Below are 11,107 nucleotides of genomic sequence, written 5' to 3'. Positions count from 1 at the left end.
CCCTTGTGACACTCGGTCATTGATATAGGTGATTTGATCTTCTGTGAACTGCTTCTTCTTAGAGCCACACTTAGATTTGTTAGCTTTGTAGCCTTCATAATAGTCGATGATAGTTCCACCATCGTCTAAATAATGATAGACATTATAGATGGTTTGAGCAGATCTTCTTAACTTTTTAGCGACTATGTAAGCTTTTTCGCCAATTTCGTAGTAGTTTTCTATCCAAGTCAGTTCTTTCGTGGTAAGATGTGTATAGGCCATTTTGTGTCTACTCCCTTATTTATGATTGGACTCATAAATAGTGTAGCACAAATGGTCTTATTTGTTTTTTTTCTAGCTTAATTTTACAATTCAGGTATAAATTGATTAAACTGGTATTTTATTTCGGGTAATAGTTGATCTTTTGATGCGCTTAAGATAGGATGAAGGTAACTAAAAAGCTCCTAATGGAATTAGGAAGAAAGTGTACCTAGGGTTCCGAAGCATGACTGTTTGTCTGGTCCAAGCGGTACTAGTGAGGCAATGCTTCGTGACACCTAAGGGATAAAAGCCCAGAGGGGTAGGTTTCTTTTTGCGACCTACTTCTCTGGGCTTTTTTTAGTTGAAAAAATTAGATAAAAGAGGTGCCGTTTTGGATTTAGTGTATAAAGGAAAAACAAAAGATGTTTATGCTTTACCGGATGGAACATATCGTTTGCAATTTAAAGACGATGTAACCGGTGTTGACGGAGTGTTTGACCCTGGAGCGAACCAAGTAGGGTTATCCATTGAAGGAAGTGGCCGTTCTAACGTTGTAATGAGCCGCTATTACTTTGAAATGTTTGAAGATCAAGGTATTCCTACTCATTACTTAAGTTCTGACATTGAAAACCAAACGATGGATGTTAAACCAGCCGAATTCTTTGGTAAAGGAATTGAAGTAATTTGTCGCTACCGTGCCGTTGGATCTTTTATTCGTCGCTATGGATTATATGCTAAAGATGGCGACAAGCTAGACGGATACGTTGAAATTACACTAAAAGACGATGAACGTGAAGACCCATTAGTTAACGAAGATGCGTTGCTTGCTTTAAATATTTTACGTCCTGGTGAATATGACGAAATTAAAAAAGCGACCAAACAAATTTCACAACTCATTAAAGATGATTTAGCCGACAAAGGGTTAGAGTTATACGACTTAAAACTTGAGTTTGGACGAGATAAAGATGGAAAGTTAATGTTAATTGATGAAGTTTCAGCTGGAAATATGCGTGTATATCAAGGTGACCAATCAGTCGGTCATTTAGAATTAGCCACATTTTTTTAGGAGGAATTATGAAGTTAATTATTAGCGCTCATCCCCACCGAGATACTTATAAACAAAAATTATTATCTAACGCTCATCACTTATTACATATCGACACACTAGATGTGTCTGTTTATGATGTGTATGAGTTTTTTGACGTGTCAAAAGAACAGTTACAAGAAATTGAAGCAAAATTATTTGACGATGTTAACGTCGCCTACGAACTTGAAGAAGCACCTTACCAATTCCGTTATCATCCAATTCCAGGGCAATATAACGAACGTCAAGTAATGGTCGAAAAACAACTTAACGAATTATTACACTTAAATACAACTGTACATCATTCCACCCTCATTAATGTTGAAGGCGTTAATGATGATCAATTTGAACAATTTAAATCTTATGTTTTAAACCCGATGGAGTTTGTCGAAATTCCTTTAGATTACCAAGTACATCCTGTACGTTTATCTAGTTTAAAAGATTTAGATCCGATTGAAGGCTTTATGGACTTTAATGAAGACCAACTAAAAGAACTTCAACGTGATTTCTCATTAGATTTAGACGATTTAATGTTTATTCAAGATTACTTTAAAGAAATTAACCGTGATCCAAACACGACTGAATTAAAAGCATTAGATACTTATTGGTCTGACCATTGCCGTCACACAACATTTGAAACGCATCTAACCGATGTGCGTTTTGAGGATGGTTTTTTTGTTGATTTATTTAAGGAATCCTTTGAAGTATACCAACAATTACGTCAAGCAACAGGACGTTTAGACCGTGCGATGACGTTAATGGACTTAGGAACCATTCAAGCTCGCTACTTAAAACAAGAAGGTTTAGCAAGTGACGTTGTTGTATCTGATGAAGTAAACGCTTGTGCCGTTAATATGACGGTTCAAACAGCGGAAGGTCCTGAAGATTGGGTCTTATACTTCAAAAATGAAACCCATAACCACCCAACAGAAATCGAACCCTTCGGAGGAGCAGCGACTTGTTTAGGTGGAGCGATTCGAGATACATTGTCAGGTCGTAGTTATGCTTATCAAGCAATGCGTATTAGTGGTTCAAAAGATGCAAGTGAACCCGTAGAAGAGACATTGCCTGGCAAATTAGCTCAATCAAATATTAGTCAAAAAGCCGTTGAAGGTTATTCTGATTATGGTAACCAAATCGGAATCGCTCAAAACTATGCTAAAGAATATTACCATGATGGATTTGTAGCTAAACGTATGGAAGCAGGAGCGATTGTTGCGGCAACACCAGCTGATTACGTTATCCGTGAGAACCCTACACCAGGAGACGTTATTATTTTACTAGGTGGAAAAACGGGTAAAGACGGTTTAGGAGCGGCAGTTGGATCAAGTATGGTTCAAGAAGCCGACGATACGGAAGAAGAACAAAGTGCTCAAGTTCAAAAAGGATGCCCTTCAACTGAGCGTAAAATTGTTCGTTTATTCCGCAATCCAGAGGTGACACGTTTAATTAAAAAGTGTAACGATTTTGGAGCCGGTGGATTATCCGTTGCGGTAGGAGAATTAGCTGATGGTATTCATATTGACTTAGACGCTGTAAAGTTAAAATACCCACAAATGCATGGGGGCGAAATTGCCTTATCTGAATCCCAAGAGCGTATGGCTGCCGTTGTGGCGCCAGAAGATGCGGATCAATTTTTAGCTCTTTGTCAAAAAGATGACGTGGAAGCAACGATCGTAGCTGAAGTAACCGAAGAGCCAAAACTAGTGATGACTTGGCAAGACCGCGTGATCTTTGATATTGATCGTTCGTTCTTAAACTCAAACGGTGCGACAAAACAAGCCCATGTTGAAGCCACTCAACCAAAAGGTGAAGTGCCAACACAACCATTTACAACAATGAAAGACTATGTCCAGTCATTAGATAACCGTAGCCAACGTGCCATGGCAGACTATTTTGACAGTACGGTCAGTGCGCAAACAGTTCTTAGCCCTTACGGCGGTCAATGCGAAATGACCCCAGAGTTAGGAATGGTTTCTTTACTACCTCATGCGACAACAACAAGTGTTTCAGCCATGACAGCAAGTTATGATCCTCATTTAATGAGCTATTCACCATTCCACGGTGCTTACTTTGCGGTAGTAGACTCTATTGCGCGTTTAGTCGCTTTAGGATTAGACTACAAAACAGCTCGCTTATCCATGCAAGAGTACTTTGAACGTTTAGGCGAAAACCCAGCTCGTTGGGGTAAACCGTTCTTAGCCTTACTAGGCGCAAACTTAGCGATGACTGATCTACAAATTCCAGCTATCGGTGGTAAAGATAGTATGAGTGGAAGTTACGAAGAAATTGATGTTCCACCAACAGTTATTAGCTTTGCGGTTGGACATGGTGAAGTGGACGGCGTCATTTCAAGAGCCTTTAAACAAGCTGGATCTAAAATTGTTTTAGTTGAACAACCATTAAAGGACGACTTAACAGTGGATATGGAAGCTTTAAAAGCTACCTTTGAGACGATCTTTGAACACCGCCACGATATCTTAGCTAGCTCAACGGTTTCACGCCTTGGTGTCTTAAAAGAATTAGTGGAAATGAGTTATGGTAACCATATTGGGTTTGAATTACCAAAAGGGGATTACACAAAACCAATGATGGGTTCATTCTTATTAGAAGTTAAAGACGACTTTGATGAATCAACCTTCAAACATGCGACGGTGTTAGGTCACACTCAAGAAGATGTCATTACATTAGACGGTGAAACCTATCAAATTAAAGATTTAGTCGAATGGACACAAGAGCCATTAGAATACGTTTACCACCGCTTTGATATGAAAGCTTTAAATAACAATTATTCTGTTGAACCGTTAGCTGTTCAAACACCAACTATCAAAAAGGCATTACTGCCGATCTTTACTGGTGTACAAACAGAACAAGACTATGTTAAAGCATGTCAGTTAAACGGCATTGACGTGACTGAATTTGTCTTTGAAACAGAGCGAATGGAAGAAACAATCGCTCAATTTGCAGACCAACTAAGTAAACACGATCTACTGATTATTCCACACGGTGCGGCTTACGGTAATGAACCTGATGCGCCAGCTAAAGCATGGGAATTACTATTAACTCATCCAAAAGTTAAAGACGCGGTTAATGAATTTGTAAAAGATCACTATATTTTAGCAACTGGAACTTCAGTTGATGCGTTACTTAAGACAGGTCTTATTGAATTTGGACAAGTTCAAGAAGGATCAAATTACCGCTTAGTGAAAAACCCAGTGGATAAATTCTTAAGCCGTACGCAAACCATTAAGATTTTAGGTTCATCAATCTTTACTAAAGGATTAGAAGGCGAAAGCTTTAACGTGCCAGTGGCTTCATCATGGCTAGGCATTGATTTAAATGGTGAAGAAGATACACTTGCACAACAAGGACAAATTATCTCTGTCTTTGAAGAAGCTTTTGATCACCAATCAATCGACGGTATTCAAGATCCATCAGGTCACATTATTGGGTTCATCAGTAACATCGAACGTGTTGCACCAAACACATTAATTAACAGTGTAACGAAACGTTACGAGTCATTATTCAATCAACTAAATAAAGGAGACAACTAACATTATGAACGTACATATCATTATGGGAAGTCAAAGTGACAAAGAAATCGCTCAAAAAGCAACTGCCATTTTAAAAGAATTTGGTGTTGATTACCAAGTATCCGTTATTTCAGCACACCGTGCTTTAGACACATTACAAGACGCTGTTGAAAACTCAACAGCGGATGTGTTTATTGGAATTGCTGGTAAAGCAGCCCACTTATCTGGAGTCATTGCTGGAATGACTATTAAACCAGTTATTGGGGTGCCTGTTAAGTCAAGTACATTGGGCGGTTTAGAAGCGCTACTTTCAACGGTTGAAATGCCAAGTGGCGTTCCTGTAGCGACCGTTGCGATTAATGGTGGCGAGAACGCAGGTATTTTAGCCACTCAAATGTTAGCGATCGGTAACGAAGAATTACAACAAAAGTTAAAGAACCATAAACAAGAAATGTTAGAAGCTGTTAAAGCAATGGACGAAGCAATAGGAGACCTATAAAATGAGTGGTATTTTTGCAGTCTCCCATCATAACGACGATTCAGCTTTTGAAGATATTTACTACGGACTATATGCCTTACAACACCGTGGTCAAGAAACTGTTGGGATTGCGACCAGTAATGGAACAACTCGTTTAAAAATTGGACAAGGACTCATTAAAGACAACTTATCTAGTTCCGATGCTCACTTTTTAACTGGGGGTAAAGGAATTGGATACATTGAAAATGACCGCCTAGGGGTTGAAATGCCCATTGTATTAGACAATGCGATTTTAACAGTGGATGGCGTCATTAGTAATGAAGACTTTTCTATGATTGATTTAATGGTTCACTTACGTAATGCCGATGAAGAATGCCTTGCTTATTTAGATCAATTAGAAGGCGGCTTTGCCTTATGTTACATGGAAAAGGACCGCTTAATCGCCACAAGAGATAAGCGTGGGATTAAACCTTTAGTGATGGGGTACCGTGGATCGTCATTTATTGTAAGTTCTGAAAGTTGCGGGATTGATGTTATCGGTGGCGAGTGCTACCGTGACATTGCTCCGGGTGAGATTATTATTCAAAATAAAGACGAACTTAAAAGTTATAACCGAACCGATCGTCCGGCCCAAGTTTGTGCGTTTGAATACATTTACTTTGCACGACAAGACTCCATTATGGATGGCGAATCCGTTTATAATGCGCGCTATCAAATGGGTTACCAACTAGCAACGGAAGAAACCGTCGTTTTTGACCCAGAAGAAACCATTGTTATTGGTGCACCAGACTCGGGAATTGTTGCGGCGATGGGGTATGCTAACGGAGTTGGCATTCCTTATCAACAAGGTTTTGTGCGCAACCATTATATCGGGCGAACTTTTACTAGACCCGACGCTTCTCTTCGAGCTAAAGACGTTCGAATTAAATTAACACCGATTCGTCCTAATTTAAAAGGCAAGCATGTTATTTTAGTGGATGACTCCATTGTTCGGGGAACAACCATTCACGAAACAGTAAAAGATATTTTACAAGTAGGGGCCAAAAGCGTTCACGTTCGTATTGCCTGCCCACCGGTTATTAACCGTAGTAAAGATAGTGGCAGTGTTAAAGTACCGGATGTAGAAGATTTATTTGCCTATAACCGCAGCCTTGAAGAAATGAACGAATTAATCGGTAGTGATTCAGTTGCTTTCCTCTCGATTGAAGGACTTAAAAAAGCATGTAACAAACAAAACTTATATGATCCATATTTTAAGGAGAATGAATAATTAATGAAATTAACGTATAAAGATAGTGGTGTGGATGTAAAAAAAGGTTATGAAGAAGTTCAACTGATTAAAGGAATGGTTGAATCAACTCATAACAAACAAGTATTAACGGGTCTTGGTGGATTTGCAGGACTATTTGCGTTAAATAAAGACGAATATAAAGAGCCGGTTTTAGTTTCAGGAACAGACGGTGTGGGAACTAAATTAATGATCGCTCAAGCATTAGATAAGCATGACACTATTGGAGTGGACTTAGTAGCCATGTGTGTTAATGATATTTTATGTCAAGGAGCTAAGCCATTATTCTTCTTAGACTACATCGCAACAGGCGAATTAGATCCAGAGAAAATGCAAGCAATTATCCAAGGGGTCGTGGACGGTTGTAAACAAAGTGACTCTGCTCTAATTGGCGGCGAAACAGCTGAAATGCCTGACTTATACGACCCAGAAAGCTATGACTTAGCCGGCTTTAGTGTCGGTGTGGTGGACAAAGAAAAGATTATTACCGGAGAAGCGATTAAGCCAGGTGACGTTGCGATTGCTTTAAAATCATCAGGTATTCACTCTAACGGCTTATCTCTTGCTCGTAAAGCGCTAGAAGTTAACGACATTGACTTTAAAGATACGCTAGAAGGTTACGACAAGAGTATTGGTGAAGTATTGTTAACACCAACTAAAATTTACGCTAAAGAAATTAATGGCCTTTTAGAAAAAGTATCTCTTCACGGAATTGCCCATATTACCGGTGGTGGTTTAGATGAGAACTTAATGCGCGTCTTACCTAAAGAAACAGGCTTAAAAATTCATTGGCCACAAGAAAATGTGCCACAAGTATTCCAAACGATCCAACAGTTAGGAAATGTTGAAACACAAGAAATGTTCAATACCTTTAACATGGGTATTGGTATGGTCGTTTTTGTTCCAGAAGATTCTCTTGAAGAAGCTCAAAACATTTTAAATGATTTAGGTAGTGAATTTGAAGTCTTAGGTGCTGTTGATAATCAAACTGAAGGAATCGAAGTGACATGGTAAAGTTTGGGGTCCTAATTTCAGGTGGAGGAACAAACTTACAAGCGGTGATTGATTATTGCCAAACGACTCCTAAAGCAGAAGTAGCGGTTGTTATTTCAAACAACCCTTCTGCTTATGGATTAACTAGAGCAAAAAATCACGGCATCGATCAATATGTCCTACAAGACGGAGATGACATCTTAAATACGTTAAAAGAACATGACGTCGATTATGTCTTGCTTTTAGGTTATTTAAGAAAAGTTCCGGAAAAAATTATTCAAGCTTATCCGGAAAAGATTATTAATATTCATCCATCTTTAATTCCTGCTTTTAGTGGCAAAGGCTATTATGGGATGAAAGTCCATGAAGCAGCTATTAAAAAGGGTGTTAAATATACTGGAGCCACCGTTCATTTCGTCAACGAAATTTATGACGATGGCCGCATTATTAATCAAGCAGTGGTTCCTGTTGATCCAAAGGATACACCGGAAACCTTGCAACAAAAGGTGTTAGAAGTCGAACATCAATTATTAATACAATCAATTAAAGAGGTGTGTCAACTATAATGAGAGCGTTAGTTTCAGTATTCGATAAGACCAATGTTGTTCCTTTTGTTAAAGGATTAGTTGAATTAGGTTGGGAAATTATTTCTACCGGGGGAACTTATGACTTACTTAAAGATTCAGATGTTCCTGTGATTGCGGTAGAAGAAGTGACAGGCTTTGAAGAGATTTTAGATGGCCGTGTTAAAACACTTCATCCTTACATTCACGGAGGTATATTATACCGTCGCGGGGATGAAAATCACGAAGCAACTATTGAAGAAAAAGGCATTCGTCCCATTGATATGGTCATTAATACCTTATATCCATTTGAAGAAGCGATGAATAAGCCGGGGGCTACTCAAGCATCAATTATTGAAATGATTGATATCGGTGGACCAGCGATGATTCGTGCGACGGCTAAAAACTTTAAAGATACATTAATCGTAACGGATCCTAAAGATTATGACGAAGTTTTAGAAGCGTTACAAAAAGATCAAAATACAGTGGCTTTCCGTCAAAAAATGGCACAAAAAGCCTTCGCTTTAACCAGTGCTTATGACCAAATGATTGCCAACTATTTATTAGACGAAGAAACAAGTCAAAGCAATTTAACATTAAACTACCAACACGAAGAAACGTTACGTTACGGCGAAAACCCGCACCAAGCAGCGGATTACTATGTAACAGATGACGTACCTTTTACTCAATTACATGGAAAGGCATTGTCTTATAATAACTTCAACGACATGACCGCATGTATTGACATCGTTAAAGAATTTGAACAACCTGTTTGTGTGGCAATTAAACATATGAACCCATGTGGTGTGGCCATTGGTAAAGACCCGCTGGACGCTTATTTAAAAGCTTATGAAGCGGATTCTGTATCAATTTTTGGAGGCATTATCGGCTTTAACCGTCCTGTTGAAGAAGATGTGGCTCAAGAAATGTCACAACTGTTTTTAGAAATCATTATCGCTCCATCCTTTACACCAGAAGCTTTAGAAGTTCTACAAAAGAAAAAGAACTTACGCTTAGTGACAATGGATGGATTAGATGAACCAGCTAAAGCAGCTAAAGAAATCCGTCAAACCATTGGTGGTTTGTTAGTTCAAGATAAAGACGTAGAGTTATTTAACGAAGACGAATTAGAAAACGTCACTGACCGTCCGGTAAGTGATGAAGAAATGACGGATTTAATTTTTGCTTGGAAAGTGGCTAAACACTTAAACTCAAATGCGGTCGTTTTAGCTAAAGACGGTCAAACCATTGGATTAGGTCACGGCGAAGTAAGACGTTCATGGGCGGTTGAAAAGGCTGTAGACCGTGCGATTAAAGATCCAGCAGGAGCTGTTCTAGCAAGTGATGGATTCTTCTTTGGTGATACCATTGATATCTTAAAAGAGCACGGCGTAAAAGCAGTGATTCAACCAGGTGGATCCATTCAAGATCCAAAAGTTATTGAAGCGGCAAAAGAAGCGGATATGAGCTTATTAATGACTCATATGCGTCACTTTAAACATTAAGAAAGAGGAATTTCAGTGAAAGTATTAATTATTGGAAGTGGGGGGCGTGAGCACGCCCTTGCTCTTAAAGTCAAAGAATCTCCTTTAGTTGATGAATTATTTGTCGCCCCAGGAAATGCCGGGACCAAAATGATTGCTCAAAATGTGCCTTTAGATGTGATGGACTTTGACGGCCTTGAAAAGTTCTGTTTAAAAGAAGCCATTGATCTTGTCATTGTCGGACCAGAAAACCCATTATGTGGTGGTTTAAGTGACCAATTACGTCGCGCAGGTGTTCGTGTCTTTGGGGTGAATAAAGAGTGTGCTCAGTTTGAAGGAAGTAAACACTTCACTAAAGAGTTTCTCATTCGTCACGATATTCCAACGGCTAAATACGAAGAGTTTACTGACTACGAAGCGGCAGTTGATTATGCTAAAGATCAAGATTACCCGCTCGTTATTAAAGCCGACGGCTTAGCGTTAGGTAAAGGTGTTCATATCGCACAAAACTTTGAAGAAGCAAAAGATGCCTTACAACAAATGTTAGTCGATGAAATTTTCGGTGAATCTGGCTGTAAAGTCGTCATTGAAGAATTCTTAACCGGCGAAGAGATGAGCTTAATTTGTTTAGTGTCTAATAACGAAATCTTCCCTCTACAAACGGCTCGCGACTATAAACGCGCTAAGGACTTTGATGAAGGGGAAAATACCGGTGGGGTAGGTTGTTATTCACCGCTTCAATTAGAAGATGAAAACATTCAAGCTTCTTTTGATGCGATCGTTCACCAAATTAGTGAAGGCTTTAAAAAAGATGGCTATGAATTTACAGGGGTGTTATTCATTGGCTTTATGTTTGAAGATGAAAAAGCGTCTGTTTTAGAATTTAACGTACGCTTTGGAGACCCGGAAACCCAACTTCTCTTACCTCGTCTTGAGTCAGATTTAGTCGAATTGATTCAAAGAGCATTGGACGAAACATTAACAAAAGACGATTTCAAGTGGACTCAAGACGCCACTTGTGGTGTCGTAATGTACGCTGATGGCTATCCAGGAACCGACTTTAAACGAATGACACCGATTAATAACTTACCACAAGATACAAAAGAGTTGTGGGTGGTTCATAACGGAACAGCTGAAGAAAATGGTCAATTATATGCGAACGGAGGCCGCGTCTTAACTGTCATCGCAAAACAACCAACCTTAGAAGAAGCGCGCAAGTTAGCTTATCAAGGTGTTGAACAAATCGAATCAGAAAACTTAGTTTACCGTAATGATATTGGGTTAAACTAACTCAATGGATCATTCTTTATAACCTGAATTGTAAAATTAAGCTAGAAAAAAACAAATAAGACCATTTGTGCTACACTATTTATGAGTCCAATCATAAATAAGGGAGTAGACACAAAATGGCCTATACACATCTTACCACGAAAGAACTGACTTG

General features: G+C 39.0%; 8 protein-coding genes and 1 pseudogene. 8 read left to right on the top strand and 1 reads right to left on the bottom strand.

Features of this window, described 5'->3' with window-relative positions; genetic code table 11:
• A pseudogene (locus tag BLR79_RS07460) lies at positions 1–261 on the bottom strand (IS30 family transposase); the annotation flags it as partial.
• A 370-nt stretch (positions 262–631) separates the two neighbouring features.
• Here BLR79_RS07460 and BLR79_RS07455 point away from each other — a divergent pair.
• Genes BLR79_RS07455 through purD form a run of 8 tightly spaced genes read left to right on the top strand, consistent with a single transcriptional unit; the run spans position 632 to position 10,953 of the window.
• Positions 632–1,306 (top strand): phosphoribosylaminoimidazolesuccinocarboxamide synthase, encoded by a 675-nt coding sequence (locus BLR79_RS07455; protein ID WP_092086523.1) that lies wholly within the window; start codon positions 632–634, stop codon positions 1,304–1,306.
• Between the two features lie 8 nt (positions 1,307–1,314).
• Complete coding sequence (locus tag BLR79_RS07450) at positions 1,315–4,878, top strand: phosphoribosylformylglycinamidine synthase (RefSeq protein ID WP_092086520.1); 3,564 nt, start codon at positions 1,315–1,317, stop codon at positions 4,876–4,878.
• A 4-nt stretch (positions 4,879–4,882) separates the two neighbouring features.
• The gene (gene purE / locus BLR79_RS07445) at positions 4,883–5,356 is read left to right on the top strand and encodes a 5-(carboxyamino)imidazole ribonucleotide mutase (RefSeq protein ID WP_092086517.1); all 474 of its coding nucleotides are present in this window, start codon (positions 4,883–4,885) and stop codon (positions 5,354–5,356) included.
• A gap of 1 nt (position 5,357) precedes the next feature.
• Positions 5,358–6,605: an amidophosphoribosyltransferase gene (locus tag BLR79_RS07440; RefSeq protein WP_092086514.1), complete on the top strand. Its 1,248-nt coding sequence runs from the start codon at positions 5,358–5,360 to the stop codon at positions 6,603–6,605.
• 3 nt (positions 6,606–6,608) lie between these two features.
• On the top strand, positions 6,609–7,637 hold the full coding sequence (gene purM / locus BLR79_RS07435; protein ID WP_092086511.1) for a phosphoribosylformylglycinamidine cyclo-ligase: 1,029 nt from the start codon (positions 6,609–6,611) through the stop codon (positions 7,635–7,637).
• Positions 7,631–8,182 (top strand): phosphoribosylglycinamide formyltransferase, encoded by a 552-nt coding sequence (gene purN / locus BLR79_RS07430; protein WP_092086508.1) that lies wholly within the window; start codon positions 7,631–7,633, stop codon positions 8,180–8,182. Before purM ends, purN begins: the two co-directional genes overlap by 7 nt.
• Positions 8,182–9,684 carry a bifunctional phosphoribosylaminoimidazolecarboxamide formyltransferase/IMP cyclohydrolase gene (gene purH / locus BLR79_RS07425; protein ID WP_092086505.1) on the top strand — a complete coding sequence of 501 codons (1,503 nt, stop codon included), beginning with the start codon at positions 8,182–8,184 and terminating at the stop codon, positions 9,682–9,684. The genes purN and purH overlap by 1 nt, the downstream gene beginning before the upstream one ends.
• A 15-nt stretch (positions 9,685–9,699) precedes the next feature.
• The gene (gene purD / locus BLR79_RS07420; RefSeq protein ID WP_092086502.1) at positions 9,700–10,953 is read left to right on the top strand and encodes a phosphoribosylamine--glycine ligase; all 1,254 of its coding nucleotides are present in this window, start codon (positions 9,700–9,702) and stop codon (positions 10,951–10,953) included.
• Positions 10,954–11,107 lie beyond the last annotated feature (154 nt).

The sequence above is a fragment of the Dolosicoccus paucivorans genome (assembly GCF_900100125.1).
In the GTDB taxonomy this organism is placed as follows: domain Bacteria; phylum Bacillota; class Bacilli; order Lactobacillales; family Aerococcaceae; genus Dolosicoccus; species Dolosicoccus paucivorans.
Note: the sequence above shows the minus strand (reverse complement) of the source record. Positions and strands in the feature narration are given on the sequence as shown.